The following is a 19,092-nucleotide window of genomic DNA, read 5'->3' on the forward strand; positions in this document are numbered from 1 at the left end:
GATAAACCAAAATAACATATCTCTATAACATAGGAAGGTAGTTAATGAATACTATTTTGTCTTTAATTGGCCGTAATAAAGACTTATTTACCCAAGACATTTGTTGTTACGAAGTCGAATTGTCTAATATTGTCAGTGAATCACGGTTTTTGGTGTTGGGTGGCGCTGGGTCAATTGGACAAGCCGTAACTAAAGAGATCTTCAAACGTAATCCCAAGAAGTTACATGTTGTTGATATTAGTGAAAACAACATGGTGGAGCTTGTTCGAGATATTCGCAGTTCGTTTGGTTACATAGATGGTGACTTCCAAACATTTGCTTTGGACATAGGTTCTCTAGAGTACGATGCATTCATTAAAGCCGACGGTCAGTTCGATTATGTGCTGAACTTATCTGCGCTTAAGCATGTTAGAAGTGAAAAAGATCCTTATACATTGATGCGCATGATCGATGTAAATGTTTTTAATACAGAGAAAACGATCCAACAGTCTATTGATGCTGGTGCGAAAAAGTATTTCTGTGTTTCAACAGATAAAGCTGCAAACCCAGTCAATATGATGGGGGCGTCTAAGCGTATTATGGAAATGTTCCTGATGCGTAAAAGCGAACAAATGGCAATCTCAACTGCTCGATTTGCAAATGTAGCATTCTCGGATGGCTCTTTGCTTCACGGGTTTAACCAACGTATCCAAAAGCGTCAACCTATCGTGGCGCCGAACGACATCAAACGCTACTTTGTTACTCCTCAAGAGTCAGGCGAACTGTGTTTAATGTCTTGTATTTTTGGTGAAAATCGTGACATTTTTTTCCCGAAATTGAGTGAAGCTCTACATCTTATTTCGTTTGCAGATATTGCGGTGAAATACCTAGAGCAACTTGGCTTTGAGCCTCACCTATGTGAAACAGAAGAAGAAGCCCGCCAACTTGCACATACGCTTCCAGAGCAAGGGAAATGGCCATGTTTGTTTACTGCAAGTGATACGACGGGTGAAAAAGACTTTGAAGAGTTTTTTACAGATAAAGAAGAGTTAGATATGTCGCGATTCGAAAATCTGGGCATCATCAAAAATGAACCTCTTTATGAGCAAGAACTTCTCACCTTGTTTGAAAACAGCATTTCTGAGATGAAAGGTGAGCGAGCTTGGACTAAAGAGCAGATTGTGAAACTGTTCTTTACCATGATCCCTGATTTTGGGCACAAAGAAACGGGGAAATACCTCGATAGTAAGATGTAAGTGGAGCATTCAATGAAAGCGACAACTATTGTTGAATTTGTGAGAGATACTTACAAAACAGACGAATTTATTCCCTTACATGCACCAACGTTCGATGGCAACGAAAAAGCGTACGTAATGGAAACGATTGAAAGTACATTTGTTTCTAGCGTCGGTAAGTTTGTTGATGATTTTGAGAGAAAAATTGAAGCTTACACTGGTACGGCTAAAGCTGTAGCGACAGTGAACGGTACAGCAGCATTGCATGCTGCATTGTACATGGCTGATGTTCAAAGAGGCGACTTGGTCGTCACACAAGCTTTGACTTTTGTTGCAACCTGCAACGCTCTTTATCATATGGGGGCTGAGCCTATTTTTCTGGATGTATCTCCAGTGAGTTTAGGGTTGTGTCCGAAGGCTGTAGATGCATTTTTAGAAGAGAATGCTGAAGTCACAGACGCGGGGTGTATCCATAAAAAAACAGGTAGAAGAATCAAAGCCGTTGTACCAATGCACACGTTTGGTCACCCTGTAGAGCTTGATGAACTGGTTGCCGTTTGCTTGAAATGGAACATCACGTTGGTTGAAGATGCAGCAGAAAGTCTAGGATCGCTCTATAAGGGCAAACACACCGGTACTATTGGTGATTTTGGTGCTGTCAGCTTCAATGGCAATAAGATCATCACCACAGGCGGTGGTGGCATGGTGTTATGTAAGACTCAAGAATTAGGCGCGCATACTAAGCATGTTACTACGACAGCAAAAGTTCCTCATCCGTATGAGTTCTTCCATGATGAACCTGGTTTCAACTATCGTATGCCAAACCTGAATGCGGCTCTAGGGTGTGCTCAGATGGAAGTTATCGAGCAGTACCTAAAACAAAAGAGAGTGCTCGCCGAAGGTTACAATAACTTTTTTAAAGGTTCAGACATCAAGTTTGTCACTGAACCTGAATATGCGCAGTCAAACTATTGGTTAAATGCGATCATTTGTCCAGATAAAGAGAGCCGCGAAGAGATTATTGCTACTACGAATAGTTTGGGTGTTATGACTCGACCAATTTGGCAACTTATGCATAGATTACCTATGTTTGAAAATGCAATACGTAGTGATTTAACTCACTCTGAGTTTATCGAAGCACGCTTGGTGAATTTACCTAGTACTCCTACGGAGATGTCATGAGAGTTGCAATAGTAACTAGCACACGAGCGGATTTCGGGATCCTATTACCACTTATTCATAAGTTAGAAGCAGACCCTTTTTTTAGCGTTACCATTTTAGCTACGGGCAGTCATACAGACACTGTTCGAGGAGGCACACTGCAAGAAATTAAATCTGAAGGTTTCAAAGACCTTGCCGTTATTGATATTGATACTTCAGATACGACTGAAATTGGCGTTGCAAAATCTGCGGCTGAAACTGTAGAAAAGTTTGCGTTTGAGCTTGATAAATTGCACCCGGATCTTGTCATCCTGCTAGGTGACCGTTATGAGATTTTATCGGTAGCCATGGCTGCATTTCTACTGAAAATCCCAGTAGCTCATATTTCAGGAGGAGACGTAACTTCAGGTGCGTTGGACGACTCTATTCGACATAGCATTACAAAACTATCTCATATTCATTTTCCAACAACGGAAGAGTATAGAGAGCGAGTAATACAACTTGGTGAACAGCCTGATAAGGTATTTAACGTCGGAAATTTATGTATCGACAACGTTAAAAAAGTGTTACCAGTATCCAAAGCTGAGTTAGAATCTTTCTTAGATTTTGATTTGGATAAATTTGAGAGAAACATTCTAGTCACTCTTCACCCAGAAACAACATATGGTGATCAACGAGTTTTAAACGATATTTTCTTTGATGCTTTATCAAACCTAAAGGATGTGGGAATCATAATCACGTACCCAAACCATGATGCGGGGGGCGATACGATAATCGAAAGTATTTTAAAAGTTAAGTCAGAAAGCCCATATTCAATCTGTGTTCGCGAATCATTGGGTATGCGTCGTTATCACTCATTATTAAGGTATGTTGATGCTGTTGTAGGAAACTCTTCGAGTGGAATAACAGAAGTCCCTTCTTATGGAATACCGACCATTGACATTGGAAGTCGACAACAGGGGCGCATACGTGCTTACTCTGTGATAAATGTCGGATATGAGTCTGATGACATACAGCGTGCACTTAAGCTAGCTCTTAGTGATGAGTTTAAACATAAATGCCAAGAAGTTAAAAACCCTTATGGTGAGGGTGATAGTGCAGAGAAAATTGTAAATATCCTTAAAAGTATCAAACTTAAAGGGCTTATCAAGAAGGAATTCTATGATGCAAAATAATAGTCATGTCTACATTATTGCAGAGGCAGGCGTTAACCATAATGCAGACTACCAAATGGCAAAACAAATGATCGAAGTTGCTAAGGATTCTGGTGTTGATGCAGTTAAATTTCAAATCGCTATTCCCGAATTAGTGATGACAAAATGGGCCGGTAAAGCAGACTACCAAGAAGTAAATACCGGTAGTGATGAAAGCCAACTAGAAATGTGTAAAAAGCTGCATCTAGATCTATCAGATTACGCGGGATTAAAAGCTTATTGTGATGATCTTGGGATTACGTTTCTTGCGACTGCTTTTGATCACCCATCTTTTGAGGTGCTTAAGACTTTAGGTGTAGATACCTATAAAATCCCATCAGGCGAAGTAAACAATTTGCCGTATCTACGTATGCACTGTGAAGAAGGTATTAAGATTATCTTATCTACTGGTATGGCAGATATGGCAGAGGTTACAGAAGCCGTAAATGTGTTGGTGAAAGGTGGTGTAGATAAAGCAAACATCACAGTTCTCCACTGTAATACAGAATACCCAACACCTATGGGGGATGTGAACCTTAAGGCCATGACTCAAATCAAAGATGAGTTGGATGTTGCTGTTGGGTACTCAGATCATACAAAAGGGATTGAGGTTCCAATTGCTGCTGTTGCATTAGGAGCTACATGTATTGAGAAACACTTTACTTTAGATCGTACTTTACCGGGACCAGATCATGTTGCGAGCATTGAGCCAGACGAGTTAGCGCTGATGGTTCAATCAATTAGAAATATTCAAGCGGCTATTGGTGGCTCTGGTGAAAAGATCCCTTCTGAAAGTGAGAAGAAAAACATTGAGATAGCGCGTCGCTCGATTGTAGCTAGCTGTGAGATAAAAAAAGGTGAGTTGCTTACAGTTGATAATATTACCACCAAGCGTCCAGCTACGGGACTAAGTCCAATGCTTTGGGATGAGGTAATTGGGACTGTCGCTGAACGAGACTATATCGAAGACGACTTGATTGAGAAATAATATGAAAAAGACAGTACTTTTTCCAAATGCAGGGCGTCGAGTTGAGTTGATTCAACGTTTTCAAATGGCAGCTAAAGAAAATGATATTGACCTTACTATTATTGGTACCGATATCACAACAAACGCACCTGCGCTGTCATTTTGTGATAAGACTTATCTCCTCCCGAAAGAGCGAAATTTAAACACACTTGAGCGTTTTCTTGAAATTATAGAAACAAATAGTGTGGACATTGTGGTTTGCACGATTGACCCTGATTTAGAGTTTTTTTCGCAGCACAGGGGCGCTTTGTCGACTGTAAACAGCAAGAATGTGGAACTCCTGCTTTCAGATGTAAATATCATTGATGCGTCATCAGATAAGCGAAAAACTGCACAGTTTTTCAATCAAATTGGAGTATCCACACCGCAGTTATATGACCAAGCATCTATAAACTTCCCCACCTTTGCGAAACCAGTAAAAGGAAGTGGTTCCTTTGGCGCTAAACTACTGGTTGATGCCTCCGATTTAGAAAGCTATTTAATTGAATTTGGAGAGCATGATCCTATTTTTCAAGAGTACGTTTCGGGGAAAGAGTACACTCTAGATTGCTTTGTTGATATTAATGGCGAAACGGTAGTTTCCCCAAGAGAAAGACTGAGAGTCCGAGGTGGGGAAGTAACCGTAAGTAAAACAGTTGAGCTACCAGAATTAGAGAAGCAAGCTAAAAAGGTATTATCTTCAGGTGGTTTCTTTGGGCCTGTGACTTTACAAGCGATTGTGGATGAGACTACTTCTCGTCCGTACTTTATTGAGATCAATGCTAGATTTGGGGGTGGTTCAATTCTGTCCATTGAGGCTGGATTGAATAGCCCATATCACATTTTAAGTCAGGATCATGATTGGTTTTCTGGTTTGAAAAGAAACCTGACTATGATGAGATATGATATGTCAGTATTCTCTGAAGGTTGAGATGAAAAAACTCGTAATTTTTGACTTGGACGATACTATTTATCCAGAGCAGCAATACAATTTAGCATGTTATAGGGCTGCTGCTGATAGATTTCTTGAAGATTACTCTGTAGATATCTATCCATATATCGAAGAGCAGTTTAAGAAAAAAAACTACCAGAACCTTTTTTGTTTAGCGCTCGAGAATGCTGGAATAGCTTGTTCTGAAGACTATATTTTTAACGTATTAGTTCAGACTTACCGAAGCTTTAAGCCCGAGTTAACACCTTATAAAGGCTTTAACGAGTATATTGAAAAGCTAAAAGAAAAGTTTCAGCTTGCTATCATCACGGATGGGCCTCTTGATATACAAAAATCTAAGGTCAATGCTTTAGGTATTGCCTCAGACTTTGATTTGATACTGTGTTCCTCTGAGTTGGGGGATAATGTCAAAAAACCTAGTTCAGAGCCCTTTGAATACGTATTGAGCAAGTTGAAGGTTCATCATCAAGATAGCGTTTATATTGGTGATAACATCAAGAAGGACTTCGTATACCCAAACCATTCTGGGATGCATTCAATTCATTTATCTAATAAGTCAGAGAATGACAATTTAATTTATGAGTCGCAAGTTGGTGAAGCTGCTCATCATTATTGTGAGTCTTATGATGAGTTATATTTATTACTACACCAGATATTCAACGATGGAAAATAAATTACTATTAATCTATAAATTTATCAGAGCACCTTTGAGTTTTTTATCTTTCTACAATAGAAATAAAGTTATATGAGTCATAATTGGAAAGAAATATTGGTCTCTTCGGCAGAGACTATAAGATCAGTATTGAAAACCATTGATCAACAAGCCCTTAAACTTGCATTAGTGGTTGATCAAGATAATAAGTTGCTCGGTACTGTTAGTGATGGTGATATTCGCCGGGCTATTTTAAAAGATTCTTCATTAGAAGACGAAGTGGTGACGGTGATGAATTCCAATCCAACCACTGCTGACGTCAGTATGACTCGTGAGAGTATCTTATTGCTAATGGAAAAAAAGGAACTTCATGCGATACCAGTACTTGATAACCAAGTAGTGATCGGATTAGAAACTCTGCATGGCATATTGCATAAGCCGCAATATGATAATCCTGTTTTTTTGATGGCGGGTGGGTTTGGTACACGCCTTAAACCTTTGACAGACAATTGTCCTAAGCCGTTGCTGAAGGTAGGTGATCGACCAATCTTAGAAACTGTGATTCTGAGCTTTATCCGATATGGTTTCAGCAACTTTTATATCTCTACCCATTACTTACCCGAGATGATTCAAAATACCATTGGTGATGGTTCTCGATGGGGGGTGAACATTCAGTATATTCATGAGGATACACCGTTGGGTACGGGGGGAGCTCTTGGACTATTGCCAGAGGATTTACCAGATCTACCTGTGATAGTGATGAATGGAGACGTGTTGACAAAGATCAATTTCGAGGACGTACTTGCCTTTCATAATAGTAAACAATCTAACGCTACTATGTGTGTACGGGAATTTGAATATCAGGTTCCTTTTGGGGTTGTTGAAGAACATGATTTTAAAATCACCAACATTGTTGAGAAACCAACGTATCGCTTTCATGTAAATGCGGGTATCTACGTCATTAACAAGTCATTGATTTCAAAGGTTAAAAAAGAAGAGTACCTGGATATGCCGACCTTGTTTGAATCGCATATTGGCAATGATGCTCATGTCTTCCCTTTCCACGAATATTGGTTGGATATCGGACGCATGGATGACTTCAAACGTGCACAAGTTGATATTTTGACATTAGGTCTATAATACGAATGAAAATACTAGCGATTGTACCTGCGCGAGGTGGAAGCAAACGCCTACCAGGAAAAAATATAAAATGCTTACATGGTAAGCCTTTGATTCAGTGGGCAATTGAGTCGGCATCTGACATCGAAGAAATCAGCCGCGTTATAGTCTCTACAGACTCTCCTGAGATTGCAAAAATTGCGTCACAATCTGGTGGTGAAGTACCATTTATGCGCCCAAAAGAGCTAGCTAGTGATACTAGCTCAAGCACGGATGTGGTCAAACATGCCCTTAAATTTTACGAAAGACAAGGTGAATACTTTGATTATGTTCTATTGCTACAGCCGACCTCTCCAATTCGCAATGCTGAACACGTTACCGAGGCTATAAAATTATTACAATTGAAAGAGGCAGATGCAGTCGTATCCGTATGTAAAAGTGAGCATTCTCCACTATGGACCAATACGTTACCTGATGATTTATCTATGGACCAGTTCATAACGGATGATATAAAAAATACTCGTAGTCAGGATCTTCCCTCTTTTTATAGGCTGAATGGCGCTATTTATTTATCAAATGTCAAAAGGTTTTATGAAGAGAGTACCATGTTATTATCATCAAATATTTATGCTTATAAAATGGACAACGAATGTTCTGTAGATATTGATCATGAACTAGACTTTCTAGTAGCCGAAGCAATTCTAAAATATAAGGAAAAAAATGTATAATGTTTTAATTATTGGAGCTGGCCAATTAGGAAGCCGGCACTTACAGGGTGCGCTGTTGAGTGTTAATCAATTAAATATCACGGTTGTTGATCCTTCACCGAAATCATTGGATGTTGCTAAAGAAAGAGCAGGCCAAGTTCAGTTTGGGAATGCTAATTCGACAATTATTTACTCCTCGGACATCCCAAAAAATAAATCATATGATGTTTGTATTATAGCTACAGCTGCGAAAGTTCGTGCTGCTGTAACAAAGCAGCTTTTGGCTTTCAGTAGGGTCGAACATATTATTTTTGAAAAGGTATTATTTCAAAAGCTAGTAGATTATACGGAAGTCAGAAAAATTTTAAAAGATACCAATACTACTGGATGGGTTAATTGCCCTAGGCGACTATTTTCAACATATGTAGAATTAAAAGAAGCATTAAATACATCTAAGCCAATTAGCATGGCGGTTAAAGGCAATGCTTGGGGTATGTCATGTAATAGTATTCACTTTATTGATATTTTTTCTTATTTGATTGACAGTACATCATTAAATTTAACTGAATCAGAACTAAGCCCAGAGTTAATTGAAAGTAAACGTGTGGGATTCTATGAGACAACAGGGAAAATGAAATTTATTTCAGAAGAGCATTCGCTGGTGTTAGAATGTAATCGCGGTGATGAGTTAAACTTGAGTTTATCTATTGAAAATGGTGTTGATAAATATATCATTAATGAGTCTGATGGCAATTGGACACAGAGTGTTGGTGGAGTTCAGACTGAGAAAGCATATATCCCGTTACTTCAAAGCGAGTTAACTGGCGGGAATATTGATGACTTAGTGTTATCGAATACTTGCGGATTAACACCATTTTCACAGTCATGTGCTCTTCATATCCCTTTTATTAAATCTCAGTTGATGCATATGTCAGCAGTTCTTGAAAAAGAATTGGACGCTTGTCCTATTACCTAAATATTTGGAGAAATAATGATTTGGCTAGTTGGCTCCGGCCTTATGTCCATAGATTACGCTAAAGTTTTAGAATCGCAACAACACGATTACTTAGTGATTGGTAGAGGAAAACGTTCAGCTACTGACTTTACAGCGCAAACGGGTAAAGAAGTGATTCAAGGGGGACTTGAGAGCTTTCTGGATTCAGCTCCTGAGTTACCTAAAGCAGCAATAGTTAGTGTTGGTGTTGCTCAGTTGTATGAAACAACCTTGGCACTTATTGAAGCTGGTGTAAAAAAAATTTTGGTTGAAAAGCCTGGTGGGATGAGTCAGATTGAAGTAGATACTCTTCATCAGCGCAGCCAGACTAACGCGTGTAAAGTATATATTGCTTACAATAGAAGGTTCTTTTCTTCAGTTCTAGCTTTGGAAAATAAGATCAAAGAAGAGGGAGGTGTCACCTCGTTTAATTTTGAACTGACAGAATGGGCGCATGTTATTGAAAAAATTGACAAACCTGAAAGTGCCTTAAAAAAATGGTTTTTAGCTAACTCAACTCATGTAGCAGATTTAGCATTTTATTTAGGAGGCAGGCCAAAAGAGCTAGCCAGTTTTGTTCAAGGTAAATTGGCATGGCATCCTGCAGCTTCTGTCTTTTCTGGCGCAGGCATTAGCGACTCAGGTGCATTATTCAATTATGCGGCAAATTGGGAGTCGGCAGGCCGTTGGTCCGTTGAAGTATTGACTAAAGAAAATCGTTATATTCTCCGTCCAATAGAAACACTTCAAGTGCAGAGAAGAGGAACGATTCCTATTGTGGATATAGATATTGACAACTCTTTGGATTTACAGTTTAAGCCTGGTCTTTATAAACAAGTTGAATCATTCTTATCAGGTGACGACAAGTTTTTATGTAAAATCGAAGAGCAAGTGCTTTTGTTTTCGACTTATGAAAAAATGGCTGGCTATCTATAAACTGCAACCTGCTTAGTTTTAGCAATAGCTAATGTGGTTTTGGTTGGAATCAATTGAAATAGGTGTCAAAAGTAATGAGTGTCATTAAATTTAAAAAGATAACCAAGATATATAATAAGTTAATGATCTCAGAATCTTTGTATTCGATTGCGTTATATAGACACATTATGAATGATGACGTATCGGATACAATTTTTTTAATTGGAGATAATATATCATACACTGAAGTGTTAAATAGTTTGGAAAATGTTATTGTTTTTGATAAAAAACAAGTGGGTTTTTTGGGCATCTCCGATGCCCTGTTTTTTTTGCTTGGCATAAAAAGGAAAAGGTTTGATGAGTTATGGGGATTATTGAGTACTATCGATAGTATTTATGGACATGATCACTTAGTAGTGTCGAGATTATTTAAAGATCATAAGATAACATTAGTTGAAGACGGCTTGTCAAACTATTTTGAACCAAAAAAACAAGGAGTTTGTAAGGAGTTTTTGAAGAAGGTTATTTTCAAAAGAGCACACTCAAAAGGATATAACAGTAAACATGACGAAATATACTTGACAGGATTATTACCTCTTCCAAAAAGCTTTAAGGCAAAGGTAAACTGGATAGATAAACAGTTGTTTTTAAAGTCGTTAACTACTTTAGGGAATGGGGTATTTTCACCTGACTTACAAAGCCAAAAACTGTATTCATTGATTATTACGCAACCCTTATCGGAAGAAGGCGCGATAACTGAGTTGGAGAAAGTAAACTTATATAAAGGGGTAATTTCAAAGTATAGGTTGAAAAATGTAATAATTAAACCACACCCTAGAGAAACAACCATGTATCAAGAATATTTTGATGAATCGGAAAACGTGAATGTGTTAAAGCCGCATATTTTATCTGAATCGTTATTTTTAGCATTAAAGTTTAGTGTGATATGTACGGTTTCATCTGCGTCAGTGTATAGCTCAGATGTTGGTTCTGCTAGGCTAATTGTATTAGGAACTGGAATTCATCCAGCTTTGAAGGGAAAACTAGGTGAAATTCCATTTTTTGATAGCTATGACTCTAACTACTAATATTTTAGGTTTTACTCATAGCGCCTGAATTTAGTATAGGTACCCCCTTAATGATCTCTATTACTCTCAATTATGAAATTACTTAATAAGATTTTACTATTATCCCCTTGCCTATTATTACCATTTATGAACTATGGTATTGATGTGGGTTTTAGTTTAAAACCGTATATGTTGGCAAGTTTGGTGGTTTTTTTTCTATATTTCAAGTATTTAAAGTTACCAGCTTTGTCTATTGAAATGAGTGCTTTTTTGTTTTTTATTTTTTATTTTTGCATGACGAGCCTTTGGTCTGAATATGTTGAGTCAAGCTCAAGAATGGTTTTCTTAATGATTATCAATTTGTTTTGTTTCTCAGTTATTTATGCATGCTTAAATAGTTATACATCTCAATACGGATTATATGATCTAGTTACATTTTTTATTAAGTTTAACTTGGTAATATTTTCTATAGCTTTCGTGATCTATATAATAACTTTGTTCGCATATGGAAATTCTTATACTAGTTACGAAGGTAGTATTTTAGGTGTATTTATGGTTAATAAAGGGATGCCTAGGTTAGTAGCATATGCTCCGGATCCTAATATGGTCTCTTTATTTATTTCGGCACCATTGTTTTTGCGGTTATTTTTAAATAGAGGTAAATTCGATATAGTAGTTTTGTTCTTTTCACTACTATTATTCATGACATGGTCACGAGCCGCAATAGCGGTGTTGGTAGTTGTTCTGCTATTTTTGATTTTATTTAATAGTATGTCTTTTATTAAAAACTTCACTTTTAGCTATAGAACTTTAATTTTTGTTTTTTTGTTTACTCTAATTATTTACTTCTCTGTTGAAATTTTCTCTTTACAAGAATTAATTGAAAGAAGGCTTAGTGATGTGCACCGTGCCAGCGGCCGTTTTGATATTTGGTCAAATGCTATTGATATTATTATCGACAATCCTTATTTTGGTGTTGGTGTTTATAGTTTTGCTAAATGGAATATGGCATTATTTAATGACGCACATCATACACATAATACTTATCTAGATATATTGGTTGAGTCAGGAATATTTGGCTTCACATTATTCTCTATTTCATTATCTTTATTTTTCGTTAAAATATTAAATGTTAATATGAGTCTAAAACGGAAATCAGTTCTTTTTTCTTGGCTTGTTTTTAGTCTGGGTATGATATTATCCCTGTCTGCAATAAGTCATGAGGGATTCATTTTTACACTGGTATTTCTTTCATTTTTATTATCGAGGATGAATTTTTTTGAAGAACAATAAGCATACTATCACTGTTGCAATATCGACCATGGGGCAAGGAATACATAAGATTCTAGAGAACTCTTATCCTCAACATGACAATATGAACTATTTGGTCATCCATCAAGTACTAGACTCAACAGAAGATGAGTATTCATCGGTATATAAGAAAGTCAAAGCGCATAATAATGCCGAGATTATCATCTCCCGGACAAAAGGACTGTCTCTTAGTCGCAATATAGCTTTAAGTAAATGTAAAACAGATTTCATAATATTTAGTGATGATGATAATTCGTACAACGATAACCTATATCAAATTGTTACTAATGAAATAAAAAACAACTCAAATGCCCATTTCTTTTCTTTTATTATTGGCGATAAAATGGGTGGGCTATTCAAAGATTATAAAGATAAACCTTATTACCATACAAAACGAACTATCTTGAGATTGTCTTCTATTGAAAACTGCTATGATATGTCATTTATCAAGAAACATTCTGTTCGATTTGATGAAATGTTTGGACTTGGATCTTTATATCCCGCATGCGAGCAGCCAATATTTGCCTCAGACCTCCTAAGTAAAGGCGCTGTTGGAATGTATTTACCACACGTTATAACTTACCACCCAAAGGAAAATAGTGGGCATGACTTTTACTCTCACTGGAATGTTTTAGCTAGGAAGTATATGTTTATACATATATATGGAGATTTTCTTGGTAGTGCATTATTCGCTTTTTTTATTATAAAGAAGATGCTAAATGTTCCAAGAAATAAATTGGTTGATTATATTCGGAGTGCAGTTTGTGATTAATAAAATAGAAAGTAAAGTATATGACTACCTTAAGAAAAATAGAAGAATGAAAAACGCTGTATTATATATATATCAATTTATATTTTCAGTTGGAGGTTTTATAAAACCAAGAATTATATCTGGTAAAACTTATGAGGTATATGAAGATTCTTTTTTTGGTTTTCATGATCGTATTTCCCTTAATAAATCTGGTTTTTTGTTGGCTCACAAGGAAGTTGCTCCATTTATTAATGGTAAAGGTGAGGCTAAAATTGGCTATTATGATGTTTCAGATGAAGGGAAAAAGTATAATTTTTTAGCGTCTACGACTTGCTGTAATTACCAACAAGGTTCAATGCTCACTTGGTTTTCTTCGGAGAAAGTGATTTTTAATAATCTGTCGTCTAATGGCAATCCTATAACGCAAATCCTCGATATGTCAGGGAATATATCGTTAGAGCTACCATTTCATTTTTATTCCCTCTCTAATAATAGAAAATATTTAACATCTATTTGCTTTAAAAGATTTGAACGAGGTATGCCTGGTTATGGTTATGGTTATGGTTATGACAATGGGGATTGCACTGATGAATTAAATACAAGCTTCTTCATTTTTTGCTTGGAGAGCAATAAAAAAATCTTTGAATTCGATTTATCTGATGCAAGAAACTTTGTTGACTTGTCAAGCCATGGCTTTGAATATTTCTCTCATTCATCATTTAGTCCCAATGATGAGTATTGTTATTTCCTATATCGTTCAAATAATAAGAATTACAATACGTCAGTACTGCTAGTCGTAGACTTGAAAACAGGTAAAGTTAAAATGCTAAACACATCTGGTATGGTGTCTCATTTATGCTGGTTGAATGATAGTGAGATATTAGCTTATTGTTCTGTAAATAGCCTCGATGGGTACTATGTGTTTAATGTTGATACAATGAAATTCATTAGATTAGATATTGAAGCTTTGGCGCGAGATGGTCACCCTTCGACATTTACGCAGAACGGTTTTTCAAGTAAATTTATCACTGATTGCTACCCGGATAGATCTAGACGTCAGTCTTTATATGAATGTGATTCTGAAAATTTGACTGCTACTGTTATTTTTGATGTTTATAGTCGTTTTAAATATAGGGGAGTCGACCGAGTTGACTTTCATCCTCGATACTCGGAGTGTGGTCGATTCGTAACTATTGATTCTCCCCATGGCAAGCGGCGGTCACAAGTTATTGTAAAACTCTGATTTTTTTATGAATATATTATTTTTTAAAATTATGGTTAGTCATTAATATTATGCTAGTCTCAATTATAACGCCTTGCTTTAATCCTGGTTCTGAGCTTTTAGAAACAATTAAAAGTGTCAGAAAGCAAACGTATCAAAACTATGAGCATATTATAATCGATGATTGCTCATTTTTGAATCACTCGAGCGAACTTGAGCGTCAAATTAAAAGTGACCCCAAGATTAAATATATCAAACGTTCTTGGAATGGCGGTGCCGCGGTAACACGTAATCGAGGTATTTCAGAAGCAAAAGGTAGTTTTATAGCATTCCTAGACGCGGATGATATTTGGCATTCAGAGAAATTAGAAAGACAAATAAAGTTCATGTTGGATAACCAGGTAGCTCTTTCTTATTGCTCTTATGAGGTTTTTGATCATAATGGTAAAGTTCTAGGTTTAAGAGTCCCGCCTAAAGAGCTAACATATTTTGATATATTGAAATCCAATCAAATAGGTTGTCTTACCGCTATATATAGTGTCGACCTTCTCGGTAAAGTTTATATGCCAAACATTGCTAAGCGGCAGGATATGGCTCTATGGTTAAAAATATTAAAATCTGGAGTTGTTGCAAAGGGTATTGTTGATAGACCTTTAGCTAGATATAGGGTCGGTGTTAAATCTTTGTCTTCAAATAAGTTTAATGTGTTAAGCTATCAATGGCGTATATATCGAGATGTAGAAAAACTATCGTTTACAAAATCAGTTAGATATTTTGGTTGTTACGTATATAAAGGGTTAGTACGAAAAGTCTAGATGAAGTTTTCCTCCTCTGACTTAATTGAGACCTTTGTTAAAGTTTAATCAATTTTTTGGGGGGTGAATATTGCTTTACCCCAGTAAAAAGAAGGCATTAAAACTGCTACACAGACGACCAGGGAACGCAATGTTATTTTCTCGAGTTCGCGAGTTGAATTCCGAATAGAATCGGAATCGTGACGATACTGCTTGATAAAAGTGAGTATATCGTCTCAGTGTCGAGTATAACTTCATAACCGACGCCTTCATTGGAGTAGAATGCCGTCGAAGCCACCGGCAAGGGGGATGGATGGTATGACACTCTTTCCTTCAAAAGCTAGAGATCGACACTATTATCTGTACGCTATAGAAGCTCTCTACAGTCGCAAAGTCGGGCGTATCGGGCATGCCTTGCAGATCTATTCATATCATTTATCGATTGCTGATTTACATTTTAATTTCGTTGGAGATCCGGTCACGGGTAGCCTTACTCAGGAACATTGAATTTAAACTTCTTCTGGTAGATTGGGTCATAGTGTAGCCTGTTTTCTATCAGTTGTATCTTAACGTCTTTAATCAGGTAGCCAAGTTAATTGTGCCACTGAAGGGGTAATGTAGATCAGATAAGGTTCGGTTGACCGATCCTTCTGATGAGAGACAATAGGTGTAGTGGTCAAGTAAAATTGGCCACGGTTTTGTAAGTTTGCCAGTAGAGCCGTTCCGACTCATTTGGTGTGAGACCGCCATTGTACTGATGTGGTCTGATTTGGCTGTAATATCTTATGATGTAGCCAACAATGCTGTTCCAGGCCTCTGTTAAATTCCGATAGCCACTAGCTGGCACCCATTCTGTTTTTAGGCTTCTGAAGAAGCGCTCCATGGGGCTGTTATCCCAACAATTACCTCTACGCGACAGACTTTGTTTTATCTGATAACGCCATAAAGTCTGGCCGAATTTACGGCTAGTGTAATGCGTACCTTGATCGCTATGGAACATCACTTCTTTAGGCTTGCCACGGCTTTCATAAGCCATTTTTAAGGCTTTGCTTGTCAGCTGGCTGTCGGGCGAAAAAGACATCGCCCAACCAATTGGTTTACGAGCAAACAAGTCCAGCACAACGGCTAGATAAGCCCAGCGGTTGCCAGTCCAGACATAAGTCACATCACCAACCCACACTTGGTTTGGGGCCGTAACCGCGAACTGTCGTTCAAGGTGATTCGGGATCTCCACATGCTCGAGAGGCTGCATCTTATATCTGTGCTTCGGTAGCTGTCGACTCACTAATCCAAGCTTTTTCATGATCTTAGTTGCTCGATAGCGACTCAAGTTAATGCCCAAATTAGTTACGATCCCTGCTACCGTCCGAGCTCCTGCGGACCCATTACTGGCACTATGAGCCTCTTGTACAAGCGCTCGAGTTTGAACTTCTAATGCAGGAATGGCTCTTGATCGCCGCTTCCAACACTTGTAACTACTTCAGTGGATGCAGAAGACCTTGCATAGCGTAGTGATGCGGTAGCTCTGTTTGAGTCGCTCGATTATCGAGAATTTTTCAGTGAGTCCGACATTAACAGAGCTGTAGCCTTTTTTATGATTTCATTGTACTCTTCAAGCTCTGCGATCCGCTTTTTAAGCTCTCGGATTTCAATCTGTTCGGGCGTAAGGGGGGAGGCCTTTGGCGAAATACCTTTTCGCTCTTGTTTGAGCTGCCTGACCCACTTATCCATGGCCGACTTGCTGACGTTCATGGCCTTGGCTGCTTCGTCAACAGAGTACCCTTGGTCAACAACAAGCTGCGCTGCTTCAAGTTTGAATTCTGGGCTGAAAGTTCTGCTCGTACGTTTTTTCATAGTTCCACCTGTTATGTACGAGGTGCATCTTAACACCTCTAATCAGGTGGCCAAATTCACTATGCCACTACAAGGAAATCTGTTTATTGGTTTCCTATTTTTATGTCTATTCAAAACTTCTTTGCTGACTTTCTTGAAGAAAACCTGTTGATGTCGCCCAACTCACCACTTTTCTGAACACATTCCCGATAAGTGGATAGCCAAAGCCGCTGTGCTCTCAGATAAAGCAACGATTCGTCGACGTCGATTACCCGGTGACATTGTCCTTTGGCTCATCGTTGGAATGGCATTCTTCCGCAACGAACCAGTTGCAAGACGAATGCTCGTAAGAAGAATCCTAACCTTCCAGAAACATGGAAAGTAAGAGCCGTCACCTATGAGGTACAAGGGAAGGCCAAGACCGTGTTTACCTCGCTATCTCGCGACCAGGTATCTGAGCTATACCATGAGAGGTGGGAGATAGAGCTTGGTTATAGAGACATAAAAAGCTCAATGCAAAACAACGCTTTAGTGCTGAGAAGTAAGACCGTAGACCTTGTTGACCAAGAACTATGGGGGGCTGTTACTTGGGTACAATTTGGTAAGAAGAGAGGCCAGTCAAGCTGCTGTTGAACACGGTCGTTCGCCGAATGAAATCAGCTTCAAATACGCTTGTCAGTTCATAGCCAGCAGTCAGTTGCAAGTAATGAGCAAAGCAATAACACCAGGGAATACACCTAAGCGCCTGAAGAGCTTACGTGGTGACTTATCTGTCCTCTTTATAGACAAGCGTCCTAAGCCAAATCGGCCTAGGGCGGTAAAAATATCAAAGACCCGCTATCCGGTTAATCGCAACGCAGCACCGGTTAATCGCAACGCAGCACCGCTTAAGTGAACTACGTTGCACTGAAGGGGAGCTTTATAATTATTGTGCGCCGAAACCAGTAAGCATCGTACGTATTGTTTTTAATACAATATTCATATCTAGCCAAAAAGATAAGTGCTTTATATAATAAAGGTCATGAGCTAACTTTTCTCTTGTAGAGTCAGTATCATCTGCATAACCTTGTACAGTTTGAGCCCAACCTGTAATCCCTGGTTTCACCATATGGCGATAGCCATAAAATGGTATATCTTGTTCAAACTTATTTACAAAGCTCTCTTGTTCCGGTCTTGGGCCGATCAGTGACATCTCACCTTTTAAGACGTTAAAGAATTGAGGTAATTCGTCTATACGCACTTTCCTAATAAACTTACCTATCTTTGTGATTCTTGCTTGCTCTTCGGTCGCAAACTTATCTGTATCATGGGGTTGTTTCACGGTCATGCTTCTGAACTTATAGATTTTAAAGGATTTGCCTTTTTGCCCAACCCTTTCTTGGGTGAACAAAGCTGGTCCGGGACTCTCTATTTTTATAAGCAATACGGTTAAAGCCATGATGGGGATTGTTATTGGAGCTGAGGCTATGATTAGCAGCGATTCCCATATGCGTTTCAAGTTGAAATAGATAGGGTTTGGGTTAAGAGTACCAATTGCGTTTTCTGAAAGGTGGCATGTTTGAACTTTACCTTCAATCATTTCCCTGATGCTCTCCGAGTGGAACACTGGGATGTTATTTATACTGCAATCAGCCACGAACTTTGAGTCTTCCGCGCTAAGTTTTTTGTGTAAGTTGACAATGAGTCCAGACTGAATAGAAGCAATATTTCTATCAAGGGGTAAAGGTATAACTTCAATATTTTTATGGTTCTTAAATATAGCTAGGTCAAAGTTATCGATAGCAGAAAGTTTGAGCTTCTTATAGTTTTTTCTCATCAAACTGCTTGTGTATAACCACGCAAAACTTATGGTAAAACCATGAACTATAATTGTACGAGAGTACTCAAGTCTAGTTAATGCAATAACGCCAGCTAAAATAGCAAACATTGTTAGCAGGACGGGGAGTATGTAATATTTCCTCTCTACTAATAAATACTTACTTATCTGCGGGAGTGTGCTCGCAGCAGCGGCATACGTAATTAAAACGCTAAATATACTGTACTTGACCGCCTCTGGAAGAGTTGAAAATTCGCCACCGGATAATACTACTAGATAGCAAAAAATTAATGCTATGCCTAAGCCATGGCTAATCACTGAGTTGGATAAAATATGTTTTTTCACTGTAATTGCTTTCTGTTTTATTACTGTTATTCACGTTAAT

17 protein-coding genes and 2 pseudogenes are annotated in these 19,092 nt (G+C 38.1%); 17 read left to right on the top strand and 2 right to left on the bottom strand.

Annotation, left to right across the window (positions count from 1 at the left end; translation table 11 throughout):
- The first annotated feature begins 44 nt into the window (after positions 1-44).
- From CTT30_RS00815 to CTT30_RS00885, 15 genes are all read left to right on the top strand, one after another.
- Entirely contained in the window at positions 45-1,235 is a 1,191-nt protein-coding gene (locus CTT30_RS00815; RefSeq protein WP_252035760.1) for a UDP-N-acetylglucosamine 4,6-dehydratase, read from the top strand.
- 12 nt (positions 1,236-1,247) lie between these two features.
- Positions 1,248-2,396 carry a LegC family aminotransferase gene (locus tag CTT30_RS00820; protein ID WP_171375100.1) on the top strand — a complete coding sequence of 383 codons (1,149 nt, stop codon included), beginning with the start codon at positions 1,248-1,250 and terminating at the stop codon, positions 2,394-2,396.
- Entirely contained in the window at positions 2,393-3,550 is a 1,158-nt protein-coding gene (gene neuC, locus CTT30_RS00825) for a UDP-N-acetylglucosamine 2-epimerase (RefSeq protein WP_252035762.1), read from the top strand. Before CTT30_RS00820 ends, neuC begins: the two co-directional genes overlap by 4 nt.
- A complete protein-coding gene (gene neuB / locus CTT30_RS00830; RefSeq protein WP_286037071.1) occupies positions 3,537-4,556 on the top strand; it encodes an N-acetylneuraminate synthase in 1,020 nt (339 codons plus the stop codon). Before neuC ends, neuB begins: the two co-directional genes overlap by 14 nt.
- A gap of 1 nt (position 4,557) precedes the next feature.
- A complete protein-coding gene (locus CTT30_RS00835) occupies positions 4,558-5,505 on the top strand; it encodes an ATP-grasp domain-containing protein (RefSeq protein WP_252035764.1) in 948 nt (315 codons plus the stop codon).
- A 1-nt stretch (position 5,506) separates the two neighbouring features.
- Positions 5,507-6,199: an HAD family hydrolase gene (locus tag CTT30_RS00840; RefSeq protein ID WP_252035767.1), complete on the top strand. Its 693-nt coding sequence runs from the start codon at positions 5,507-5,509 to the stop codon at positions 6,197-6,199.
- A gap of 72 nt (positions 6,200-6,271) precedes the next feature.
- On the top strand, positions 6,272-7,318 hold the full coding sequence (locus CTT30_RS00845) for a nucleotidyltransferase family protein (protein WP_252035769.1): 1,047 nt from the start codon (positions 6,272-6,274) through the stop codon (positions 7,316-7,318).
- Between the two features lie 5 nt (positions 7,319-7,323).
- The gene (locus CTT30_RS00850; RefSeq protein WP_252035771.1) at positions 7,324-8,025 is read left to right on the top strand and encodes an acylneuraminate cytidylyltransferase family protein; all 702 of its coding nucleotides are present in this window, start codon (positions 7,324-7,326) and stop codon (positions 8,023-8,025) included.
- Positions 8,018-8,980, top strand: a complete 963-nt coding sequence (locus CTT30_RS00855) for a Gfo/Idh/MocA family oxidoreductase (RefSeq protein WP_252035772.1) — start codon at positions 8,018-8,020, stop codon at positions 8,978-8,980. Before CTT30_RS00850 ends, CTT30_RS00855 begins: the two co-directional genes overlap by 8 nt.
- Positions 8,981-8,995: 15 nt before the next feature.
- Entirely contained in the window at positions 8,996-9,934 is a 939-nt protein-coding gene (locus CTT30_RS00860; protein WP_252035773.1) for a Gfo/Idh/MocA family oxidoreductase, read from the top strand.
- A 167-nt stretch (positions 9,935-10,101) separates the two neighbouring features.
- A complete protein-coding gene (locus tag CTT30_RS00865; protein WP_252035775.1) occupies positions 10,102-11,001 on the top strand; it encodes a glycosyltransferase family 52 in 900 nt (299 codons plus the stop codon).
- Positions 11,002-11,532: 531 nt separating this feature from the next.
- Positions 11,533-12,273, top strand: a complete 741-nt coding sequence (locus CTT30_RS00870; protein WP_252035776.1) for an O-antigen ligase family protein — start codon at positions 11,533-11,535, stop codon at positions 12,271-12,273.
- Positions 12,260-13,063, top strand: coding sequence for a glycosyltransferase (locus CTT30_RS00875; protein WP_252035777.1), 804 nt, complete (start codon positions 12,260-12,262; stop codon positions 13,061-13,063). The genes CTT30_RS00870 and CTT30_RS00875 overlap by 14 nt, the downstream gene beginning before the upstream one ends.
- A complete protein-coding gene (locus tag CTT30_RS00880) occupies positions 13,011-14,285 on the top strand; it encodes a hypothetical protein (RefSeq protein WP_252035779.1) in 1,275 nt (424 codons plus the stop codon). Before CTT30_RS00875 ends, CTT30_RS00880 begins: the two co-directional genes overlap by 53 nt.
- 50 nt (positions 14,286-14,335) lie before the next feature.
- Complete coding sequence (locus CTT30_RS00885; protein WP_252035780.1) at positions 14,336-15,079, top strand: glycosyltransferase family 2 protein; 744 nt, start codon at positions 14,336-14,338, stop codon at positions 15,077-15,079.
- Positions 15,080-15,734: 655 nt separating this feature from the next.
- On the opposite strand, the pseudogene CTT30_RS00890 reads toward CTT30_RS00885, so the two are convergent.
- A pseudogene (locus CTT30_RS00890) lies at positions 15,735-16,912 on the bottom strand (IS3 family transposase).
- A gap of 211 nt (positions 16,913-17,123) precedes the next feature.
- Between CTT30_RS00890 and CTT30_RS00895 the strand changes: the two are divergent.
- Entirely contained in the window at positions 17,124-17,276 is a 153-nt protein-coding gene (locus tag CTT30_RS00895) for a transposase domain-containing protein (RefSeq protein WP_252035782.1), read from the top strand.
- Positions 17,234-17,786 (top strand): annotated as a pseudogene (locus CTT30_RS00900) (transposase); the annotation flags it as partial. The gene CTT30_RS00895 and the pseudogene CTT30_RS00900, both read left to right, overlap by 43 nt.
- Positions 17,787-17,816: 30 nt before the next feature.
- On the opposite strand, the gene CTT30_RS00905 reads toward CTT30_RS00900, so the two are convergent.
- Positions 17,817-19,052 carry a sugar transferase gene (locus tag CTT30_RS00905; RefSeq protein WP_252035783.1) on the bottom strand — a complete coding sequence of 412 codons (1,236 nt, stop codon included), beginning with the start codon at positions 19,050-19,052 and terminating at the stop codon, positions 17,817-17,819.
- Between the last annotated feature and the right edge of the window lie 40 nt (positions 19,053-19,092).

Source organism: Vibrio coralliilyticus (assembly GCF_024449095.1).
GTDB classification, from domain to species: domain Bacteria; phylum Pseudomonadota; class Gammaproteobacteria; order Enterobacterales; family Vibrionaceae; genus Vibrio; species Vibrio coralliilyticus_A.

Excerpts from the sequence above, each read along its gene's own strand:
- CTT30_RS00815 (WP_252035760.1), top strand. The coding sequence starts at position 45 with ATGAATACTATTTTGTCTTTAATTGGCCGTAATAAAGACTTATTTACC.
- CTT30_RS00820 (WP_171375100.1), top strand. The coding sequence starts at position 1,248 with ATGAAAGCGACAACTATTGTTGAATTTGTGAGAGATACTTACAAAACA.
- neuC (WP_252035762.1), top strand. The coding sequence starts at position 2,393 with ATGAGAGTTGCAATAGTAACTAGCACACGAGCGGATTTCGGGATCCTA.
- neuB (WP_286037071.1), top strand. The coding sequence starts at position 3,537 with ATGATGCAAAATAATAGTCATGTCTACATTATTGCAGAGGCAGGCGTT.
- CTT30_RS00835 (WP_252035764.1), top strand. The coding sequence starts at position 4,558 with ATGAAAAAGACAGTACTTTTTCCAAATGCAGGGCGTCGAGTTGAGTTG.
- CTT30_RS00840 (WP_252035767.1), top strand. The coding sequence starts at position 5,507 with ATGAAAAAACTCGTAATTTTTGACTTGGACGATACTATTTATCCAGAG.
- CTT30_RS00845 (WP_252035769.1), top strand. The coding sequence starts at position 6,272 with ATGAGTCATAATTGGAAAGAAATATTGGTCTCTTCGGCAGAGACTATA.
- CTT30_RS00850 (WP_252035771.1), top strand. The coding sequence starts at position 7,324 with ATGAAAATACTAGCGATTGTACCTGCGCGAGGTGGAAGCAAACGCCTA.
- CTT30_RS00855 (WP_252035772.1), top strand. The coding sequence starts at position 8,018 with ATGTATAATGTTTTAATTATTGGAGCTGGCCAATTAGGAAGCCGGCAC.
- CTT30_RS00860 (WP_252035773.1), top strand. The coding sequence starts at position 8,996 with ATGATTTGGCTAGTTGGCTCCGGCCTTATGTCCATAGATTACGCTAAA.
- CTT30_RS00865 (WP_252035775.1), top strand. The coding sequence starts at position 10,102 with ATGAATGATGACGTATCGGATACAATTTTTTTAATTGGAGATAATATA.
- CTT30_RS00870 (WP_252035776.1), top strand. The coding sequence starts at position 11,533 with ATGGTTAATAAAGGGATGCCTAGGTTAGTAGCATATGCTCCGGATCCT.
- CTT30_RS00880 (WP_252035779.1), top strand. The coding sequence starts at position 13,011 with ATGTTCCAAGAAATAAATTGGTTGATTATATTCGGAGTGCAGTTTGTG.
- CTT30_RS00885 (WP_252035780.1), top strand. The coding sequence starts at position 14,336 with ATGCTAGTCTCAATTATAACGCCTTGCTTTAATCCTGGTTCTGAGCTT.